At 36.5% G+C, this 21,017-nt stretch carries 23 protein-coding genes and 1 riboswitch; of the genes, 3 read left to right on the forward strand and 20 right to left on the reverse strand.

The window, feature by feature from the left end; genetic code table 11:
* Positions 1–34: 34 nt before the first annotated feature.
* The 5 genes from LZP85_RS12065 to LZP85_RS12085 form a co-directional block, all read right to left on the reverse strand.
* Entirely contained in the window at positions 35–535 is a 501-nt protein-coding gene (locus LZP85_RS12065) for a GNAT family N-acetyltransferase (RefSeq protein WP_025910841.1), read from the reverse strand.
* Positions 510–899 carry a globin family protein gene (locus LZP85_RS12070; RefSeq protein WP_076512779.1) on the reverse strand — a complete coding sequence of 130 codons (390 nt, stop codon included), beginning with the start codon at positions 897–899 and terminating at the stop codon, positions 510–512. Before LZP85_RS12070 ends, LZP85_RS12065 begins: the two co-directional genes overlap by 26 nt.
* Positions 896–1,201 carry an antibiotic biosynthesis monooxygenase family protein gene (locus LZP85_RS12075; protein ID WP_076512778.1) on the reverse strand — a complete coding sequence of 102 codons (306 nt, stop codon included), beginning with the start codon at positions 1,199–1,201 and terminating at the stop codon, positions 896–898. Before LZP85_RS12075 ends, LZP85_RS12070 begins: the two co-directional genes overlap by 4 nt.
* Positions 1,202–1,349: 148 nt before the next feature.
* Complete coding sequence (locus LZP85_RS12080) at positions 1,350–1,769, reverse strand: organic hydroperoxide resistance protein (protein ID WP_119543134.1); 420 nt, start codon at positions 1,767–1,769, stop codon at positions 1,350–1,352.
* 181 nt (positions 1,770–1,950) lie between these two features.
* Complete coding sequence (locus LZP85_RS12085) at positions 1,951–3,426, reverse strand: glycoside hydrolase family 32 protein (protein WP_025910837.1); 1,476 nt, start codon at positions 3,424–3,426, stop codon at positions 1,951–1,953.
* A 334-nt stretch (positions 3,427–3,760) separates the two neighbouring features.
* Here LZP85_RS12085 and LZP85_RS12090 point away from each other — a divergent pair, with 334 nt between their 5' ends.
* On the forward strand, positions 3,761–4,225 hold the full coding sequence (locus LZP85_RS12090; protein WP_025910835.1) for a YtxH domain-containing protein: 465 nt from the start codon (positions 3,761–3,763) through the stop codon (positions 4,223–4,225).
* A 38-nt stretch (positions 4,226–4,263) separates the two neighbouring features.
* On the opposite strand, the gene LZP85_RS12095 is transcribed toward LZP85_RS12090, so the two are convergent.
* The 10 genes from LZP85_RS12095 to LZP85_RS12135 all read right to left on the reverse strand — a co-directional run bounded on the left by LZP85_RS12095 (position 4,264) and on the right by LZP85_RS12135 (position 11,964).
* Positions 4,264–4,446: a hypothetical protein gene (locus tag LZP85_RS12095; RefSeq protein WP_025910834.1), complete on the reverse strand. Its 183-nt coding sequence runs from the start codon at positions 4,444–4,446 to the stop codon at positions 4,264–4,266.
* A 120-nt stretch (positions 4,447–4,566) separates the two neighbouring features.
* Entirely contained in the window at positions 4,567–5,061 is a 495-nt protein-coding gene (locus LZP85_RS12100; RefSeq protein WP_076512777.1) for a PCYCGC motif-containing (lipo)protein, read from the reverse strand.
* 377 nt (positions 5,062–5,438) lie between these two features.
* On the reverse strand, positions 5,439–5,567 hold the full coding sequence (locus tag LZP85_RS20785; protein WP_257788897.1) for a hypothetical protein: 129 nt from the start codon (positions 5,565–5,567) through the stop codon (positions 5,439–5,441).
* 218 nt (positions 5,568–5,785) lie between these two features.
* Positions 5,786–6,178: a DoxX family protein gene (locus tag LZP85_RS12105; RefSeq protein ID WP_025910831.1), complete on the reverse strand. Its 393-nt coding sequence runs from the start codon at positions 6,176–6,178 to the stop codon at positions 5,786–5,788.
* Between the two features lie 139 nt (positions 6,179–6,317).
* Positions 6,318–7,745, reverse strand: coding sequence for a glycosyltransferase family 2 protein (locus LZP85_RS12110; RefSeq protein ID WP_025910829.1), 1,428 nt, complete (start codon positions 7,743–7,745; stop codon positions 6,318–6,320).
* 15 nt (positions 7,746–7,760) lie between these two features.
* Positions 7,761–8,990: a nucleotide sugar dehydrogenase gene (locus tag LZP85_RS12115; protein ID WP_176031344.1), complete on the reverse strand. Its 1,230-nt coding sequence runs from the start codon at positions 8,988–8,990 to the stop codon at positions 7,761–7,763.
* A complete protein-coding gene (locus tag LZP85_RS12120; RefSeq protein WP_119543133.1) occupies positions 8,977–10,506 on the reverse strand; it encodes a glycosyltransferase family 2 protein in 1,530 nt (509 codons plus the stop codon). The genes LZP85_RS12115 and LZP85_RS12120 overlap by 14 nt, the downstream gene beginning before the upstream one ends.
* A 1-nt stretch (position 10,507) precedes the next feature.
* Complete coding sequence (locus tag LZP85_RS12125) at positions 10,508–10,708, reverse strand: hypothetical protein (RefSeq protein ID WP_025910826.1); 201 nt, start codon at positions 10,706–10,708, stop codon at positions 10,508–10,510.
* 17 nt (positions 10,709–10,725) lie between these two features.
* Positions 10,726–11,073, reverse strand: a complete 348-nt coding sequence (locus LZP85_RS12130) for a DUF2642 domain-containing protein (RefSeq protein WP_076512772.1) — start codon at positions 11,071–11,073, stop codon at positions 10,726–10,728.
* A 222-nt stretch (positions 11,074–11,295) separates the two neighbouring features.
* Positions 11,296–11,964, reverse strand: a complete 669-nt coding sequence (locus LZP85_RS12135) for a C40 family peptidase (RefSeq protein WP_119543132.1) — start codon at positions 11,962–11,964, stop codon at positions 11,296–11,298.
* Between the two features lie 249 nt (positions 11,965–12,213).
* Between LZP85_RS12135 and LZP85_RS12140 the strand changes: the two genes are divergently transcribed.
* Positions 12,214–13,503, forward strand: coding sequence for a globin-coupled sensor protein (locus tag LZP85_RS12140; protein ID WP_119543131.1), 1,290 nt, complete (start codon positions 12,214–12,216; stop codon positions 13,501–13,503).
* Positions 13,504–13,542: 39 nt separating this feature from the next.
* Here LZP85_RS12140 and LZP85_RS12145 read toward each other — a convergent pair whose 3' ends face one another.
* The 3 genes from LZP85_RS12145 to LZP85_RS12155 form a co-directional block, all read right to left on the reverse strand.
* Positions 13,543–14,664, reverse strand: coding sequence for a S8 family peptidase (locus LZP85_RS12145; protein WP_025910817.1), 1,122 nt, complete (start codon positions 14,662–14,664; stop codon positions 13,543–13,545).
* A gap of 936 nt (positions 14,665–15,600) precedes the next feature.
* Positions 15,601–16,926: a TrkH family potassium uptake protein gene (locus LZP85_RS12150; protein ID WP_234561734.1), complete on the reverse strand. Its 1,326-nt coding sequence runs from the start codon at positions 16,924–16,926 to the stop codon at positions 15,601–15,603.
* A 3-nt stretch (positions 16,927–16,929) separates the two neighbouring features.
* Complete coding sequence (locus tag LZP85_RS12155) at positions 16,930–17,589, reverse strand: potassium channel family protein (RefSeq protein WP_025910811.1); 660 nt, start codon at positions 17,587–17,589, stop codon at positions 16,930–16,932.
* Positions 17,590–17,721: 132 nt separating this feature from the next.
* Positions 17,722–17,861, reverse strand: a riboswitch (cyclic di-AMP (ydaO/yuaA leader).
* A 191-nt stretch (positions 17,862–18,052) separates the two neighbouring features.
* On the opposite strand from LZP85_RS12155, the gene LZP85_RS12160 reads away from it, so the two are divergent.
* Positions 18,053–18,508 (forward strand): Lrp/AsnC family transcriptional regulator, encoded by a 456-nt coding sequence (locus tag LZP85_RS12160; RefSeq protein WP_025910809.1) that lies wholly within the window; start codon positions 18,053–18,055, stop codon positions 18,506–18,508.
* A 469-nt stretch (positions 18,509–18,977) separates the two neighbouring features.
* On the opposite strand, the gene LZP85_RS12165 is transcribed toward LZP85_RS12160, so the two are convergent.
* Both LZP85_RS12165 and LZP85_RS12170 read right to left on the reverse strand, forming a co-directional pair.
* Complete coding sequence (locus LZP85_RS12165; protein ID WP_206782515.1) at positions 18,978–19,604, reverse strand: hypothetical protein; 627 nt, start codon at positions 19,602–19,604, stop codon at positions 18,978–18,980.
* Positions 19,601–20,821 (reverse strand): S1C family serine protease, encoded by a 1,221-nt coding sequence (locus LZP85_RS12170; protein WP_226639036.1) that lies wholly within the window; start codon positions 20,819–20,821, stop codon positions 19,601–19,603. Before LZP85_RS12170 ends, LZP85_RS12165 begins: the two co-directional genes overlap by 4 nt.
* Positions 20,822–21,017: the final 196 nt, after the last annotated feature.

Consider the following 21,017-nt stretch of genomic DNA (forward strand, 5'->3'; position numbering starts at 1 on the left):
AAAAATCAATGATTTACTATCAACATTATGAAGCTTATCTTAATGATAAAGCCATATGCTCTTCGTCCCAGTACTGTCCTTTATACTTTAGTGCATTTCGTTCAACCGCATAGGTCACAAACCCAAACGAGTCGTATAGCGCGATTGCTTCTTTATTCGTTGAAACAACGGTGAGCTGCAGCTGTTCAAGTCCTAATTGTTTTGCTTTATCCAACACAACTTGCACAAGCTCTTTTGCAACTCCCTTTCCTCGTGCGTCTTTTGCTACATACATTGCTAAAAGGTTACCTTTATGGCGAATTTTTAAAGGCTGTTCTGCTTGAAGTGTAATCATTCCTATAAGCTGTTCACCTCGAAATGAACCGAATGTGTAAAAATGCTCTTTCACTAGTTTCTCTCCCATCTCTTCTTCTAATTGAGGAGTGCTAGCTTCTTCATCATAGGTTTTTAAAAAGGCAGCTGGGCTTTCCAAAAGCGATTCAAGCCTTAGCTTTACGTATTGTCTTGCATCATTTTTCGTCAGTAATCGAATCATTTTTCTCCTCTCTTCGTAACACTTCATTCGCCGCTCGCAAATATAAGATGTACGATTTAGCTGGTTCGTCACTATCTCCAGCTAGTTCCAAAAGAACTTCTTCAATAAGGATAAAATTATCAATGATATGCTTCGTTTTCATGCCTCGACTCGTTAACAAACTATTTAACCATAAGGCGTAATCGCTAAACACAGCTTCATTTTGAAGCAGGTATGACGTATGTAAATATCTCATGTGGTAGTGATTGTCCTCGATGCACTTTTGCTTCCCTCGTTCACCAAATTTTTGTAAAAGCGTAGGCTCTTGCTCATAAATTTGTTCTGTTACCTTTTCTACAATTTTATTTACAGGAAGGTTTGTCATGTAGCCACAACCTTATATTGACGTATGCTCGGAATGACCGCTGCTAATTCTTGATCTGGATATCTCTTTTCAAGCTCATGAATTTCCTTGAATTCCTTGCTTCGCACCCATTTTAAATAAGACTCTTTCGTTTCAAATGTAAGCTGCACCGTCAGCTCTCCTGCACGCTTATCATTTTGTAACAGCTGAAAATCCACAAAACCAGGAGCTTGATCGACTTTCCTTGATCGCTTTTGATAAATGTTGATGACTTCTTCTGCCTTTTCATCAGGTACATCAAATGTTGAAAATACCGTATACATTATTTCCCCTCCAATGTCGCTAACTCTTACTTTTCAGTCTACTACAGCACGTTTTTAATGTATACGAATCGGTCGTCCTACATTTAATTTATGTCCCATTTGATATAAAAGAGCTCCCATGAAAATATCTTCATGGGAGCTCGCTTAATTAAACAACGTCAATTTTCACATCAACATTACCGCTAATTGCTTTTGAATAAGGGCAATAGGAATGGGCCATTTCTACATATTTCTTCGTAATGTCTAAATCTAATCCTTCCACATGAACCGTTAAATCCACTTCTAATTTAACTCCTTGATCTTTAGCATCTGTACCAAGACGTACAGTAGCGGTGACCTTACTGCTTTCAATCTCAACGCTGTGTCTTTTCAACATGAATTCTAAAGCACTATTAAAACATGTGCTGTAGCCAGCCGCAAATAATTGCTCTGGATTTGTTTCGGTTGTGGCATTACCTCCTAGTGATGATGGTGCAGCAATTTCTAAGTTAAAAATATTATCTGGCGAATGTACTTCACCACTTCTTCCACCTGTATTAATAACCGTTGTTTCATATAAAGTTTTCATTAATTCATTTCTCCTTTTGTATTTTCATTGATTTAATTGTACACAATTTAATTTTAAAAAACAAGTACAAAGATAAAAAAGCTAAGAATTTGATTTCTTAGCTTTCCACAACATAATGTATCAAATTTGTTATATTCAAAATCAAAAGGCCAAGAACAAGTCTTGACCTTTCTTACCGCTTCTAGATTCCACGCGATAACCCATAGTAGGCAATTTGATAATTTGCTTCGCCTTTTGCAAATACCGTAACAGCTGACTTCGAATCTTTTTGTGGGAATATGCGTGAAGTAAATACTGTTTTTCCGCCGTTAATATATACTTCTAGAATGCTTTTATCAACGAAAATACGAACATCAACACAAGAAGCTGATTCCCATTTTTCCGTTCTTACAACTCCGTAATCTGTAGCATATTGATGTTTGAAATGAGAACGATCTACTCGCACTTCTTCTTTTTCATGATCAAAAACAAGCGTTAGTGTTTCTTCCTTGCTGTTAAAAAGCTGAAAGCCTACTTGAGAAGCTTCAATATTCGTAAAGCTCATATCTATCTCATAGGCATTGTTAGTAGCTTCATCAATAATAACTTCTTCGTCTGTTAAACGCCCGCGAAAATGAACTGCATCATCGCGAAGCTTTGTTAGTTCAGAAACAGGCTTTTGCACTAATTCTGTTCCTTCTAATGACAGCTCACGCGGAAGAGTTAAAGCGTGAGCCCAACCATATTGATCAGATGGATACTCGACGTCTGGATTTCCAATCCACGAAAACATTAAACGTCTTCCCTGTTCGTCTTCAAACGTTTGGGGAGCATAAAAATCAAAACCCTTATCGATTTCACGATAGTATTCCATGTCAAACGTTAGATCATCTAGATTAAATGTGCCTACTGCATAAATAACATTATAGATATTATGAAAATTATGACCTTCTGCCTGAATGCCTTGCGGTGAAAACACAAAAACGTCTTTTCCATCTAATTTAAAGTAATCAGGACACTCCCACATATAGCCAAAATCCGGCAGCTTCGTTTTTACTTCACCTTTAAAACGCCAATCGAGCGCATCAGTTGATTCATATACAATTAACGTTCCCGTTTCGTTTTCGCGCTGTGCTCCTAGAAGCATGTAGTACATGTCGTTTTCTTTCCATACCTTTGGATCACGAACATGTCCGGTATAACCAACTGGCACGCCTTCTACTACAGGATTCTGACTATACTTTTCTACGGTACCATCTTCATGTAAGATGGCCATGCATTGATTTGCTGTACGAGATCCATCTTCATACTTTACATTTCCCGTATAATAAAGGAGCCCTTTTCCATCTTTCACAACGGCACCTCCAGAATATGCCCCATGTGACTCATACTTTTCTGTCGGCGCAATCGCTACAGGAAGTCTCTCCCAGTTTACTAAATCTTTTGATTTCACATGTGCCCAATGCTTCATACCATGAATTGCTCCGTAAGGATACCACTGATAGAAAACATGATATTCTCCATTAAGTTGGATTAAACCATTTGGGTCATTCATTAAGCCATATTCAGGATAGATATGATAAATAGGTTGCCAGCTATCCTGCTTCGCTTTATTTTTTAGTTCTTCAAGTTCGCCGGGCTTCGCTTCAAAAATTGTTCGATATTTTGATGTAGACATATGTATAAATCCCTCCAACACATTCAACAAGCATTTTGTTTCACACTCTATCATATAAAACTTTCTTTTAAAAATCCAACGAATCCAAAACGGATCTTGTCGTTTTATTGTGTCGTATTTTAAAGATAAGTTTTTTTACAATTTTTATGTCAAAAAAGAAGGGTTCTTGGAAGGATGGTTGAATATTATATAACAATCAAAATTCATCAACCTGTACGAGCATCCGACGGCAAGCGGCAGATTTTTTTAACTAACGCAATATGTTTTACAGGAAGTATTCAACAAAATGGTAGGTCCTTCATATGATTACATATTATAAGAGGAGGTATATGTCATGAAAGAAGAAAATGTAAAACAAGTTGTAAACAGAGGTAGTAAAGAGCTTTTAGTAGGTACCATTGTAGGAAGCGTTGTCGGGGTTGCAACTGCACTGCTAGTAGCTCCAAAGTCAGGAAAAGAGCTCCGCGCTAGCATTCAAGATCAAGCAAATCAAGCATTAGCAAAAACTGGTCAAGTCAAAGAAAGCGTCTATGCAAAAGGACAAGACTTAAAGCAACGCACTGCACGCATTTCACAAGTGGTATCAGAACAGTCTGTTCAAGTTGTAAACAAAGTAAAATCACTTCGTCCATCGACTGAAGAACTTGAAGCTGCCGCTACTACTGAACGCACAGAGGTTGAGGAAGAAACAATTGGAGAAGTGCCTACGCTAGAAGCAGAAAGCCAAATAAAACAAGAGCTTGAAAATATCGAAACTGAAGTTAATGAATTAGAACAATCAGTTGAAGAAGTAAAATAAAAAAACGCTGTGTGGATGCTCGCCTTCCATGCAGCGTTTTACGTTGTAAAGAAACTAAACACTCCCCATAATACAAAGAACACAAGTAATAATGAACTAATTAAAATTACTCTTCCTAACAGATTATAGGTTTTCTGTTCATCATACAACTTTTGATTTACCGCTTCTTCTATTAACATCGACTTATATTCTGGCCCTTCTAAACTTTCTGGGGTTTGCATTATTACCTCTCCTCTCCCACTCAAACTTTCTAACTATTCTAATTATAACACATTTTATTTTTATCAAAAAATAAAATGCCTGGAAGGAATTTTATACTTAACATTCCATTCCAGGCATTGCTATATCTTAGGAGTTGGAGTAGGTTTTCCGTATCCTTTTTTATACTTTTCATCAATATCATTTCGAATTTGCTTTATACTTTTACCTTGACTGTATTCGATTACCGACTGCGCAGCAATGTCTAAGCATATCCCACACCTTGTTGCATGATCATCCCATACAACAGCTCCACCTACTTTGTTTTCATAAATAAAACAATCATAGCTACTTGTATGCCCTACTGTATCACCACAGCCACAGTAGCATGGAATCTTTTCAAGAAGCTCTTTATGCTTACCAACTGAGCGATATACAACCTTCATATTCTCGTCTTTATCATCTAAAAACGTTGGTAAAATTTCATTGCTTTTTGTTTCTTCACGAATGTCCGCTGTCGTTTCAATTTCATGATGTGAATGAGATTCATGCTCACTGCTACTTTTCTCTTTTCCACATCCCGTAAGTACAATACTTGTACTAACTATCCCTAAAATCATCCACTTTCCATAGTTCATCACTTTTCCCCCCTGTTGTACCTTGTACAATTTTCATGGAATTTTATCTACTAATAGTATACAGCATATGAACCGTTCATTTCCTCCTACTATATGTATTTACTTATTTTGCATTCAGAAGAGATAAAAAAAGAGTTTGGGACATAACAAAATGATTGCTTCTAAAAAACGAACACTAGCTGTTCCCATCTCTTTGGTTTGTCTCAACACATTCGTTCCATTGCGCTACGGTCACTCGCTTTCCACCCTGTTTCCAACATTGTTTTCACAATCAACCAAAAAAACCTGAACGATTAAAAGTTATGAACTCTCAATCGTTCAGGTATAGTAGAGGCTAAACTACTTATGTCTCAGTCTCTTTCTCTTATAATTGAATGTTAGTTTTGTTTCCAAGATTGTACTAGGTCTACAACTGCTGACACAACTTCGATTCCTTGAAAAGCGAATAGACCTGCAGCGGCCATTGAGAAAAACCCCACTACAACATCTTTTAGAATGATTGGCATATGAACATCTCCTTTTCTACTTTGAAATATACGCTGTTCATCCCGGTTAAGCGCCTGCTTTTCTCTATACCCTTTTTTAAAAAGGATATTCCTACATTCTACTCTTTTTTCACGAATTTTCAATACCATTTAGTGATAAAAATATTACCATGTTAAATTGAAAACGATTAACGTTTTCTTATAGTAAAGAAGCACAACCTTGAACTGCGCCCCTTCTTTTACAAGTAGCTTTCATCTTTCCTCAAGAGCTGATCCAAAGATAATGCTCCACTTCCTGCAAAGACAAGATGTAAAGACATAGCTAGAAGTGCAATATCTAACTCATATCCTCCCACAAATGGCGCTCCCAGTTTTGCTGTAAAAATAGCTCCTAGCATAACAAAAACAAACAATGCTGCAACAATTCGTGTGCCTAGTCCAACAATAACAGCAACTCCACCAATTAGTTCTATAATTGCTACTACATAAGCCATGAAACCAGGGATACCAATGCTTTCAAAAAAACCTACAGTTCCGTCAATTCCGCCTTGAAATTTACTTAGGCCATGAATAAAAAATGTTAACCCTAATACAACACGTATAAAGAATGTACCAATTGTATAACTCTTCATGTTAGTTCCTCCTTTTATGTATCCTATATCACTATTTTAGTAGCAATATATATATAATTACAAGTTATTTTTATATTATAATTATGTAACAAAAAATAAACCACTTACATTTTGTTAGTAAGTAGGTTTATTTTTGCTATCAGCTTAAATAAAAAGCTCTCATATACTCTTTAATAATAAGCTCTGCCGTTGAGTTAATTACATTTGTTGGAAGATACTCATGAAATCGAAAACGATTCTGTTTATTTACGTTAACGTCATGAACAGAAGCTATGCTTAATTGATTTTGAAAGCACTTCAACATCGCCATAGGAGGACTAGAGAGAATGTGAGCACCAATCTTATTTATCGCTTGTTTGCTAATCGCATGCGGAACTGCAGTTAGCGAGCTCATCCATAAATCTCCTCTGTCGTTCATTTCATTTAATAGAAATTTCCAAGCCTGCACACTATGAGATAAGCTTTTTTCATCTTCACTTTTATTTAAAGCCACATCTAAGCCATCTGCTATTGCTCTTGCAAAGGGGTATAAATCATAAGCCTTAATACTAAAATCTCCATCTACAAATAAAATAATGTCTCCCTTTGCAACCTCGGCACCTATCGTTCGACCTACATCATGCCCTAACGCATTCTTATAAACAATTGTTTTCGCTCCCATATTTTTGGCAATTTGTTCTGACTCATCCGTAGAGCCGTTCACAATAACTATAACTTCAAGAGGCTCAAGCTTCCGAACCTCTTTGATCACTTCTTGTAGCGTTTTCGCTTCATTTTTTACTGGTATGACAACTGATAGCTGCTTTCCTTTATAAAAAGAGGAAAGTTTTCCCCACCCTTTGCTAATGTTTTCATACGGCTGATAAGCATCCGTTCTGTTCATAGCTTTTGAAACAGCTTCTGTTTTAGCTATATAATTGTCCAAGAGCTCCTTATATCTTTCTTTATATTCAGCTCGTTTGTTTTCAAAAGCACCAGGAGCAAACTTCCCTTCTCCAAAAGTTGTAATGGAAAGGTGATGGCTTGTTCGGAAGGAGTTCGTTTGTAGTTCAACAAATAAAGCGAGAGGATTTGTACAAGCAGCAGAGGATAATTGACTATATACTTCCTTAGTAAATGCATATGGTGGAGAAAGATAAGCATTGGTATAATGAGGTTTATTACACATATCATGTAGAACCCTGCTCCACATGACTTCAAACCTTCCAAAATCATGCTGAAATGCTTCATCCCATTTGTTTAAAACCACATCACAATGACTAAATAAAAGTGGTTGAACAAATTGTTTTACTTGTTTCTCTGAGATCATATAATCGCTGTCTAAATATAAAAAGGCGTCTCCCTTACACATGCGAGTTATTTTCATTCGCAATTCATGTGCTGTTTCTTCACCATTCTCTATTTTCACAATACAGCCTTCTTCTTTTGCAATTAAAACCGATCCATCCATTGACTGCTTGGCTAAGACAATCACTTCATGAGGATTTAAACAGCGAGTACTGCGAATGACTTGCCTGATTGTCGCTTCATCATTTTGAACAATTAGAATGATTGAAAGCTTCTTCACATTACGCCCTCCTTTTTAACGCCTTAATACTCCCCTTGTATCCACTATTTTCGCGGCAGTTTTCACAAGTGACCAATCAATGTTTTGATGGTCGGTTAAGATTAAGACTACATTGGCTGTTTGCACCGCTTGTTTAGTAAGCTCTACAGACTGAATGTTGCAACCATTTAGCGTAAAAGTGTCGATATATGGATCATGATATGATAGATTATACCCTCTTGTAATTAGCTCGTTGCATATAGGCAATGCTGGTGACTCCCGTACATCGTTTACATCCCGTTTATACGCGATGCCAATGACCAAAACATTTTTCTCATTCTTATCAAGCTGCTTTTCAACGAGTGTCACAACATGTTCAGTCATTTGTTCATTTATTTCATGAGCTGCTTGAATGAGTTCACTTTTTAAACCAGCCTGTTTGAGCTTCCATACAAAGTAAAGTGGGTCAACAGGAATACAGTGCCCACCAATTCCAGGTCCGGGATAATAAGGAGTAAATCCAAATGGTTTCGTTGCTGCTGCTTCAAGTACTTCATAAAAATCAATGTTCAGCTGTTCACATAATACATTTGTTTCGTTCACAAGAGAAATATTAACTAACCGTTGAATATTTTCAAATAGTTTACACATTTCAGCCACGTTTGGTGACGAAACAGGAACTACTTTTTGAAAGATGCTACCATAAAATTCGCTAATTTTTTGTAAGCAGCTTTCCGTATATCCACTAATCACTTTAGGGATTTGCTCAATGTGATAGTGCGTATTTGCTGGGTCTACTCTTTCAGGAGAATAAGCGAGATAAAAGTCGCTTCCTACTTGTAGCTTTGATTTTAAAAGAATTGGTAAAACAATTTCTTCTAACGTACCTGGATAAGTTGAACTCTCATAGATTACTGTTTGTCCGGCAACCATTTCCTTTTGCAAAAACTCTGAAGCCTTAATCATTGCTGTTAAGTCTGGTTCGTGCTGATCGTTAATTGGTGTTGGAACCGTCACAATTACATATTCACACTGTTTAAACTCTTCAATTCCGTCTTGTAAACATTGAGCTTTAAATTTCTTTTCTCTTTTAATCTCCTCATTTGATACATCTGGAATATAGCTTTTCCCTTGATGAAGTAGGTTCACTTTGCTACGATCAACATCAAGACCTATCACATCAAAACCTTTTTTAGCAACCAATAATGCTAAGGGTAATCCCACGTATCCAAGTCCTAATACTGCTACTTTTTTAGTTTTCATCACGCATCACCTCAGACAAAATGTCATGTCTTCTTGTATCTTTTAAAAAGAGACCTCTTTCCGTTGTTTGATTGAGTAGATAAGCAATTGCTTCAATATGGTCTCCTAAAATCCTTTCCGTTGATTGAGGTAATCCTGTTGTCTTTAAGTGCTCTTTTCGAATGCGATTGGTGCGCGCTACGTCTACAAAATGAATCGCCTTAACCGTAAAACCTGCTAACAAACTTTTCAAATGAAATAAAGGAGGAATGATGAGCGATTCGTACCCGATTTTCTCTATTACTTCTCTTTTTATTGCGTGAGGAATTGCAGTTGTTGTGTTAATGGTTAAATCTGGACGCTTACTAATAGCATTTAAAAAATACTTTGCAGCACTAACAGAATGTAGAGGATGGACTTGATCTAATAAACACTCCAAATTATTGAGCGCAACATCAACTCCATTTTCAGCTGCACGGATGAAATGTTGAAGATTTTCAGCAGAAATAACGATATCACCGTCAATAAACAAGCAAATATCACCTGAACTATACATTGCTCCAATTGCTCTTGGAACATTATGTCCAAGCCTATTTGGATACACAAGTACCGTTGCGCCTGCTTCACGTGCTCTTGAAATCGTTATTTCATCTGACCCATTTGCTACCACAATAATTTCTTCAACACCTGCTTTTTGCACTTCTTGAATAACAAGATGAATCGTTTCTCTTTCTTCTCCAACTGGAATAATCGCACTTGTTTTACATCTCTCTTTTTTCAGCAGAGTGGGTGTATATTCTGATACAATCTTACGGTTACGATTTCCATCCGTAAGTCCTCCCCTTACTCCTTTCTGATGAATTAAGTGAGAAAAAGCTTTTAAATGATCAGCTAAAATTGATTCGGTTGAAAAGGGAAACGGAGAATTAGGAACAAGCGTCTTGTGGGTATTACGAATACGGTTGGTATAAATAACATCTGTGGAACAAGGATATACAACAGACATTCCTTTTAAAATAGCAAGTGTCTGCATTAATGGGGGATGCGCTAAATTCTCAAAGCCGATTTCTTCAGCTGCTGAGCGCTTTATAGCATGTGGAATTGCGGTAACTGCTTGAACTGTTAAATCTGGTCTTTTTAAGCTTAAATTAAGCATATATTTTGAGACAGCCACTACGTGAGGACGAATTTTTCGCTTCATTGTCCATTCCAAGTCATTCAATGCAAGGTCATGGCCATCTTTAATTGCTTGCACATACTGGTTTAGTTCTTCAAAGGGTACAACGATATCTCCGTCTAGAAATACAAGGATATCCCCCTTTGCTTTTTTTGCTCCAATTGCTCGACCAATGTTAATCCCAAGCTTCTCTTCGTACGTTAACACTTTACACCCTTCTTGTTTTGCAATTAAAGCTGTATTATCAGTGGCCCCATTTACAACAACAATGATTTCAAAAGGTGCTATCTTTTTTATTGCCTGAATCACACTTTGCAATGACTCTTCTTCATTACATGCTGGAATGATAACGGATACGTTCATTTTATTCATCTCCACTAATAATACGAATGTATGTGACAGATGCAAAAGGTATTGTGACATCAGTAGGCTCTCCATATGAGCTTGATGTACGAACAACAATTGAAGCTTCAAATACTGCAATTAATGTACCGCTAATAATATCAATTGGGGTAATGATTTGTACAAATGAACCAATGCTTTCTCTTAATGCGTCTTGAAACATCTTTTCCTCTCCTCTCTTTAAACTTTTTGAATTGTAATGATGCTGGTAAATGGTAACAAAATGCTGGAAGTGGCACTTTCAGTTAGCCTTAAATAATCATCGCCTACTTCAGCAACCGTACCTTGCAAAGGACCCGCAACTGTTGAAACGACAACTTCTTCATTTAAATATTGAAGCGCAATTTCTTTAAAAGGCGAAACATCCGCTTCTCTTACAAGCTGAATAAAGTAGTCTCGAAATCGCTGAGAATAAATAACCTCTTCTACTGCTTTTTTTGTATTATTTTCAATGAAAGTACCAAACCTTCTTGAAAATAACAGTCTCTTAATTTTCTTTTTGAGACGGTAATAGCTATAACACCACATCTTTTTTCCTCCTTGTTAGTCATGCAATCATTTGAATTTTACTAGAACACTCAAACGATTACTTTATCAATATATACAAGCTGTCAGGAGGAAGTGATAGAACTTTTTTCGCATTTTTTGATAAATATGCGCTTGTCTCGCATTCTTACAAAGAAAGAGTGCACAATGATTTAACTTTTTTCAAAACAAAAAAACAGTAGAATTCTCTACTGTTTTCTCAAATTACTTTACTTTTTTAGCACCTAGATAACGTTCACTCCAATAGCTCGAGTTTTTATCACTGATTGTTACACCTTTTGAGGTAGAAGTGTGAATAAACTGATTATCACCTAAATAAATCCCTGCATGAGAAGGGCCTTCTTTATATGTTTCAAAATAAACAATATCTCCCACTGCTGGTTCCTTCACGCTTTCACCTGCCGCATATATATCTGCCACGGTACGTGGAACTTCTACGTCTACACTTTCCTTATATACATATTGTAAGAAGCCACTGCAATCGAAGCCAGAAGGTGTTGTACCTGCCCATTTATAAGGCGTGCCAATAAGAGATTTCGCCTTACTAATGACCGCAGACTCGTCAAAGCTAGACGCTCCTTGTTCAACTTCTGTTGTTTCTAGTTCTTTATATGTTTTGGTTCCAACAATTCCATCAGCTACTAGATTATGATCTTGCTGAAAAGCTTGAACTGCTACTTTTGTTTCGTAATTAAAGTATGTAGAAACCTTACCCTTTAAATATCCTTCTTGCTTTAAAGAATCTTTGACTTCATAGATGCTTTCGTTTTTCATTCCTTGTTTTAATAGCTCGTCGTTTGAAGCGGCTTGTCCAATGACGGGTGTAGACAATACGGCTCCTCCCATTAACATAGACGCAACCAATTTCCTCATTATACATACTCCTTCACCTATTTTTCCCACTACTATCTATCAAAGTGGTCACTGTATCACCTTATCATGCACGCATCACAATCAGATAAATAGAACATAACAATCCCATGACAGCACATCACATTTTCATGACATTTTTGAAAATAACGCTCAAGCTTTTCAACAAGCAAACCGAAATATATAGTAAGGGTCCATGACCGTTATATACCCATATATGTGCTTACAACTTTAAGGATAATAGGTGATTTTATGAACTGGTTTAGGAAAAACACACATACCGAACAAGCAGTTGCTCTTGAAGAAATGACTGCAAGCATGCAAGTATCTAGTTTAGAAATTCAACAACAAATTAAAATGATTGGTCTAAACTTAGATGACCTTAAAAGAATCGTTAGGCTACAGCCTGCAGTTGAAGAAAATATTATTTCAATTGTAAACGAATTCTATCGAGCTATTGGAGAACAGCAACACTTAGTTACCATCATTGAGAAGCATAGCAGTATTGACCGCTTAAAAAACACGCTTAAAAAACATATATTAGAAATGTTTAACGGCAAAGTAGATGATGAGTTTGTACAAAAGCGTAAAATGATTTCAAAAATGCATGTAAAAATTGGTCTTGAACCGAAATGGTATTTATGCGCTTTTCAGAACTTACAAATTGCATTAATTGCCCTGTGCCATGAGGAGATAGACGAAAAAGAAGCCTGCATTCAAACTATTAAAAGTATTACAACGCTCATTAATTTAGAACAACAAATTGTGTTAACTGCCTATGAAGAAACGTTTGAAGAACAACGACAACTTTTATATCAAGAAAAAAAGCTTATTCAAGATGAGATTAGTCGTACCTCTTCTCTATTAGCTAACCTATCTGAGGAAACAGCACAGTTTGTTACTCAAATAAGCAGCCAAACGGCGGATGTTGTGTCATTTGCGAATAAAAGCTCAGAGTTAGCTGAGATTGTTTCCAAAGATGCAATTGAAAGCCAAACCAAGCTCGAACAAGAGCAAGCAATGCTTGATGGCATCCAGCAAAATACTTCTCTCATTCAGCAACGCATGAAAACGTTAGAAGATACATCAAAGCAAATTACACAAATTGTAGCGATTGTAACATCCATTGCTGAACAAACAAACTTACTTGCTTTAAACGCTTCAATCGAATCAGCTCGAGCAGGGGAACATGGAAAAGGATTTGCCGTGGTTGCTCAGGAGGTTCGTAAACTGGCGGAGGAAACAAAAAAATCAATCGCAAACATTTCAACTTTCATCAAAGATATTCAAAAACAAATAAAAAGCGTAGCTGAGATTGGAGATGAAGTGGCGGGGTTAACAAAAGACACAACGGTAAATATGAATAACATCACAACGTTTTTCACAAATGTTTTAACTGTCACAACAGAAAATAAACAGCAGAGCGTTCTAACAAAAAAAGAACTAGACAAAATATCTTCCATTATTTCAGAATTGACAAATCGTATTGATAAAATTGCTACATCATCCGATGAGCTTTATACACTATCTGAAAAGGTATAAACAAAGCAGAGCCAAGGCTCTGCTTTGTTCTTATCTAAATTAGAAAGTACCAGCTTGTGATAATCCGTATCCGAAGTGCGTGTCACGACCAGCTGGTCCTAAATCAATTGATTTGTTGATTAACAGTTGACGTAACTGTGCATTTGAATATGATGGGTATTTCTGTTTGTATAAGGCTAGGATACCAGCTGCATAAGGGCTAGCCATTGATGTACCGCTTAACGTTGAATATTGACCGTTTAAGTATGTGCTTAGAATAGCCGCACCAGGAGCTGCTATTTCAACAGTAGGGCCAGTTGATGAGAATGAAGCACGGCGATCATAACGATCCGTAGCTCCCACAGCAATAACTGAATCATATTTCGCTGGGTAATTTACCGTATCTCCTGTTCCAGCAGAGTTTCCAGAATTTCCAGCAGCAGCTACTACAACTGCTCCACTTTGATAAGCTCGATCAACTGCCGATTTTAATGCTGTAGATCCTACAGACGTTCCTAAGCTTAAGTTAATAATGTCCATGTCGTTTGCTACAGACCAGTCAATTCCAGCGATGATACTAGAAAGGCTTCCAGAACCGCTGCTTTCAAGTACTTTTACACCGTAAATATCTGCGTTATATGCAACACCAATCGTACCTGTACCGTTGTTTTCAGCACCGATAATCCCTGCTACGTGCGTACCGTGTCCATTATCATCATTATAAGAAGATGTATATGATACAAATGAAGCTCCTCCAGCTACTTTTAAGTCAGGATGATTTGTTGCAACTCCAGTATCAACTACCGCCACTTTTACACCTTGTCCACTTAAACCAGTTGACCAACTTGTAGGAGCCTTCACTTTAGAGATTCCCCAGTCTTGCGTATCAGCTGCTACTGATATACGAATATCTTCTTCTACATAAGCTACATTTGGATCTTTTTCAAGCTTTTCAACCTCACTTGGAGTCATTTCTGCGACGGCAATCGGTAATTCTTTCATTTTCTTTTTCACTTTACCGTTTGCTTTTGTAATACTTTTTTCATTTACGCTACTTTTAAATCCTACAATCACTTGTTCTTTTTCTTCAGTTGCTGCATAAGCTCCTCCAGTAGATGGTATTAACACCCCTGCCGTAATTGCTAACGATGTTACAACCTTTAACCAACTATACTTTTTCATATCATTGCCCCTTTCGTATTTTCCACTGCTAGTTTTAGTAGTTTAGTAGCAGCAGAGACAATCCATTAACTTTACCAGTGAAAGTTGGATTTATTACCTTTAATTATCTATTTTTACAACTTTTTGGCTATAGGTTAATAGGCTGTATAGAAAAGCTGACAAGAGCAAATCTAAGGGCATTTAAAAAGTATTTTTTTTACAATTAAAGAGTATATTTTACTAGTAAGTACAAAAAAATATCTTTAAAATATTCATATTATTATATCACTATCACAAAATAATATTATAGTAATTTTCTAAACATTCTTTAATTTTAAAAACAATAGTAAAGACCTACCCTTCTTTAGTTCTTTATAATTATTATATATATGACTTTATTTCTTTTAATCTAACATGTAAAAAAAGACCATACAAATAGCATGGTCATATACCGATCGAACCAGACAGTTGGGGGAATTGTCATGCATCGGGTCTTTATTAGAGGGCGTTATGATGTGAAAGGAAATCATAATGACTTCCTATTTTACTATATTCACTACAAGAGTTTTTGCAATGGACAAACGTGGATTCTAATACCTTTTTTATTAAACAGTAACACGCCAATCTGCCTTATGACCGTATCTTTTTTCGATTCTAAAACTCAATATCTGCAAAAGCGTAATAAGTCTGGACAGGCTCTCGGTTTCATTAAAAATTTTTAAAAAAATGAATCTAAATTGATTACTTATACGTTATATAGGTAGAAGGCACTTTAACATGACTATAATTGAAAAGGAGGGATTGAGTGGATGCGCAATCAATCAAAATTACCAGGAATCTTAATGGTTACATTCTTTTTAATGATCGCCACAATTTTAGGCGCTACTATTATGTTTTAATTAAAACGAAGACCGTATCCTTTGTTTATCTATGAAAACAAAGAATGCGGTCTCTTTATTATCCAATCAATACATCTTCATTTGGATAACGAATTTTTTCACGTTTTGATTTAGCTAAAGAAAATGCTAAAGTTAACGGACCTATCTTACCTAAAAACATGATAAAAATAATAATAACACGTCCAACGTATGATAGCTCTGGCGTTACTCCCATGGATAAGCCAACTGTTCCAAATGCTGATACAACTTCAAACATCAGCTTTAAAAAAGGCGTGTTCGGTTCCGTTATATTTATTGCAAACGTAGCGAAGAACACAAACATAATTGCGATCATAGAAATAGCTAGTGCTTTTACAACATATACAGTACTTAACCTGCGCTTTAATAAGACAATATCTTCACGTCCTCGAATAAATGAAAGGACGGCAAATGTTATCACAATAAACGTTGTTAACTTTATTCCTCCACCAGTAGACGCACTCCCTGCCCCAATAAACATTAAAATGATCATTAAAAAAGCTGTTGAATCCGTCAAGTTAGCTATGTCAATAGAGTTAAATCCAGCGGTCCTCGTACTAACCGCTTGAAAATACGATGTCCACATCTTGTCACCAAGACTTAAGCTTCCCAACGTTTTGGCGTTTCCATACTCTAAGAAAAAAATAAACAGCATCGCCACAGTATTAATGATAAATGTTCCAATAATCATTAATTTTGAATGTAGGCTAAGCTTTTTGTAAGACTTTTTCTCCCATAAATCCGCCAGTACCGTAAATCCGATTCCCCCAATAATAAATAATAATGAAATCGTAATATTAATGAGTGGATCTCCTGCATACTGCACTAAGCTATCAGATAAAAGGCCAAACCCAGCATTATTAAATGCTGATATTGAATGAAACAAGCTAAAAAATAACCCTTTTTCCCAGCCGAACTCTGGTACCCACCGAATGGCTAAAAAAATCAGTGCAATCAACTCAATGACAAAAGAGAAGATAAAAAGGCGCTTTACTAGAAGAATGACGCCACCAATATTAGTTTGGTTTAAAGCTTGCTGGACCATCATTCGTTCTTTAAAACCGATTTTTTTACCGAGCATAATAAAGATCAGCACGGCAAATGACATGATCCCTAATCCACCTACCTGTATCAGAAGCATAATAATCGTCTGACCAAATACCGTAAAGCGCGTTCCTGTATCTACAACGGCTAATCCCGTTACCGTCATAGCTGAAGTAGAGGTAAACAAGGCGTCTATCCAAGAGATTGGTTCCGTTGTAGAAAATGGAAGCATTAAAAGTAATGCGCCAATAATAATTCCCCCTCCAAAGATTGATGTTAATAATTGGGGGGGCGTTAGCTTAATACTTCTGGCTAAACTCATTGATTATACGCCTTCTTCCTCAAAGCGATTAATATCCCGATTATGTCCAATAACAATGAGCATGTCACCTTCATGGATAATTTCATGGGCTGTTGGTGAAATTACCATTTCACCATTTCCACGTTGAAAACCAATAATATTACACCCATACTTGGAACGGATGTTTAAATCAAATAATGTTTTATTATGAATCTTTTTTGAAGCCATTATTTCTACAATGCTATAGTCCTTTGAAAGTTCAATGTAATCAATAATCTTTTCAGAAACTACGTGATGCGCAATTCGTTTCGCCATATCTCGCTCAGGGTGAATGACCTTATCGGCTCCAATTTTTTCAAGTACTTTTTGATGGTATGAATTTACTGCTTTTACCCACACCTGCTTCACACCCATATCTTTCAGTAACATTGTTACCAATACACTCGCTTCAATATCGTCTCCAAATGATACGATTGCATGATCAACATTTCGAATTCCAAGGCTTTTAAGGCTTGCTTCATCCACACCGTTTACTTGCACTGCATAAGTGGCTGTATTTGTGTACTTATTGACAACTTCTTGATTGCGGTCAATCGCTAGAACATCCACATCTAGATTGATGAATTCTTCTACAAGGCTGCCGCCAAAACGCCCTAATCCTAACACCGCAAATTGCTTTTTCATTTCAAACTTTCCTTTCCTATTCCGGTTTCTCTCTTGTTTTATTGTGCTCTTTTTTTATGATCTTACTTATTGTAACGATTAATTTCCACACAAAAAAAACACAGGAAGGCTCCTGTGTTTTTTACACATTCCATCTCCCCCTCAAAACGCTTGCGAAGTTAGCTGTCGGATTCGGGTTATGAGAGTAACCCTACCTATAAAGGATTCACCCCGAGCACAAAGTGTGCAAAAGTGGTTCCTCCGCTCCTATTAGGATTCAGCGATTTCATCTATTTGTGACTTACTTTAAATGGAAAAATAAGTTATTACTTAAAGTTTCACCTTATCTTACTCCCACATTTTTGGTATGTCAATACCTTTTTTAAATAATAAAATCCCCCTAAAAATAAGAAGGCAAAACGCAGAAATTTTTATCATTTTTCACTATAATAGAATATAAAAATGAAAGAGCTGATGAGAATAGATGAACATTGATCGTATTGATTTACATATTTTAAAGGAGTTAACTACTAACGCTCGACTTTCCATGAGAGAACTTTCAAAATTAGTCAATCTATCAGCCCCTTCGGTTGCTGAGCGGGTTCGAAATTTGGAACAAGTTGGTATTATTAGCGGATACTCTGTCACTATTAATTGTGAAAAATTAGGGCTTCCTATTTCTTGTTTTGTTGAGGCAACAATTAAAAACGGTGAATATCGTCGCTTTAAACAATTTATCGCTACTTATCCATACGCTTTATTTTGTGAACGAATAGCTGGAAAAGCCTGCTTTATTACAAAGTTACAGCTTCCAAACCTTAAGGAACTTGAAAATTTCATCGATGAAGTTACTCCTTTTGCACATACTGTATCTCATATCGGTATTTCTCAAGTCGAAATGAAACCCGGCTTTATCGATTATCTTTTAAAAGAAAAATAAGTTAGACTATGACTACTTCAATTCTTTTCATAAGGCAACCTTACATATTAACATTTAATTGCAAAAAGACGTGATGGTATCATCACGTCTGAGGAGTATGAATGGAGACTAGTCATTTTATTTTCTTTATCTTTATGTATGCGAATTAAACAAAAAAATGCCTTTCAACCAAAAGGTGAAAGGACAATGAATTTTCCGAATAATGAAAGATTTTACAACCCTATCTTATCACTTACAAAAACATTTGTCTATTTCTATTTTTATTCATTTCATTTATATTGCTCTATCACGATAAAAGGGGGCTTCATCAATGAAAAGAACAAACAGAATGAGACTGGGACATAACGAAATGATTCTGTCTCAACAAAAGATATCTGAACGATCAAAAGTATTCAACTGTTGATCGTTCGGATAGATCATTAGCTGAAATACTTATGTCCCAACCTCAGTAATCTATATAAAAGGTGAATCAAGAGACTTGAACGTACTTAACCTGTCTCTTTAATTCATCCTGAACATAGTTATTGATAGCTTTTTGTACAAGCTTTTGAAGGATTGGCTCTTTCGCTTCTTCAACTGTTTTAAATTCAGCGCTATATCCCGCTTTGTCAAAGTAGCCTTTTACATCTTCTTCGGATATTTTGTCTCGAAAGAACTGTTTCGATTGAAAATGAGCTTTAATGTGCTTCTTTACAACTTCTTCTGTAATGTCTAGCTCTTCATAAGCTTGCTCTCTAATTTTTTGACTATAGGAATGTTCAATTTCATTCCACAATTGTTCTGACTGTTGGTTCACCCAATCAGTATTGACAGCTTCTTCCCCTACGTACTTATCAACAATAAGCTGATAAAGAGCATCTTTTCGATAAGAAGAATCGTTCACCGGAGCATCCGGATCTAGAAAGCCTTGTACGGCTAAAAATTCTCGAAGTTCATCACTTGTAATAGGGTCACCTTTGTATATAGCGACCACTTTATTAGACGGCTGTTCATTGTTTAGTGTTGGAAAAACAACTTCTTCTGAAGCATTTACACACCCAGTAATCAACAAGGCAGCGATTAAAAATAGAAATAGCTGCCGTGCTGTGTATATCATTCATCGTTGCCTTGTTGTTTCAACGTTAGTGAAAGGTTTATTTTTTTTCCGTTTCTGTAAACGTCAAGCTTTACTTTATCTCCAATTGCACGCTCCGTGTATAAATACTTGCGCAAGTCACTGGATGTTTTTACTTCTTTACCATCTATCCCTACAATGATGTCTTTTGATTGTAGACCAGCTTCTGAAGCAGCTGAAAAAGGTTCAACTGTCGTAACCACAACACCGTCAGAAGTATCTTCTGTTAGGCCTAGCTCATTTTCTTTAATGGCAGTTGATAAACCTGCTACATCCTGTAGCCCCACTCCCATATATGGTCGATTAATTTTTCCATCTTTCATTAGCTTGTCAATAATAGGTTGAACATCTGCAGTTGGAATAGCAAAACCGATTCCTTCTACACCGTCTTCAGCAATCTTTAAACTATTAATACCAATTACTTGACCAGCAGCATTGATTAATGCTCCACCGCTGTTTCCTGGATTAATAGCTGCGTCTGTTTGAATAACATCCAAGTTCCATTCCCCAGCTGATGTTGTAATGTTTACCGTTCTCTCCGTGCCGCTTACAATACCTTGTGTGACTGTTCTTGAGAACTGCTCACCAAGGGGGTTTCCAATGGCAAGTACCGGTTCTCCAGCCACGAGTGAAGTAGAATCACCAAATTCAGCTACTGCCTCTACGTTTTTAGCATCCATCTCTAAAACAGCTAAATCGGTTAGCGGATCCGCACCTACAATTTGGGCATCCTCTTTCTTCCCATTTGATAACGTAACTTCTACCTTACTTGATCCTTCTATTACGTGGTTGTTTGTTACAACATACGCTTTGTTATTATCTTTTTTAAAAATAACGCCTGAACCTGTTCCAGATTCTGCTGTTTGCGTATCTCCTGAAAAGGGATTTGTTCGCTCTTGGATATTGTTTACGCCTACTACGGCTGGTGAAACTTTATCTACAACGGATACCAGGTCTCCTTGACTTACATTGGTGCTAATAGTTTTTGTAGCAGCTGTAGTTGTAGCGTTTGTTGAAGTAGATGCGGTATTCGTTTGGCTTCCATCATTTGTGAACCCTAGCTGAGGCGCGCTATATAATACAATTCCTCCACCTAATACAGCACCTGCAATGGACGATGCAAGAAATGGTAAAAACCTTCTTTTAGATTTTTCTTCTCTTACATGCTCAGACCGATAAATTGGATATTCTTGTTTCATACCTGGTTCTTGTTGATATTCTGCATCGTATTGAGCTTTCATTTGGTCATTATTAGGTTGACTGTTATATTCACCATCATTGTTATTTTGATTAAAGTCTCTTGGTTCCATATAATTGGCTCCTTTACATTCAATTATGTTTTTCGTTATTTACACTATAAAACAAAAGTTTGGGATAAGTATCAAAAGAATATGG

It is taken from the genome of Priestia flexa (assembly GCF_021441905.1).
Taxonomy (GTDB): domain Bacteria; phylum Bacillota; class Bacilli; order Bacillales; family Bacillaceae_H; genus Priestia; species Priestia flexa.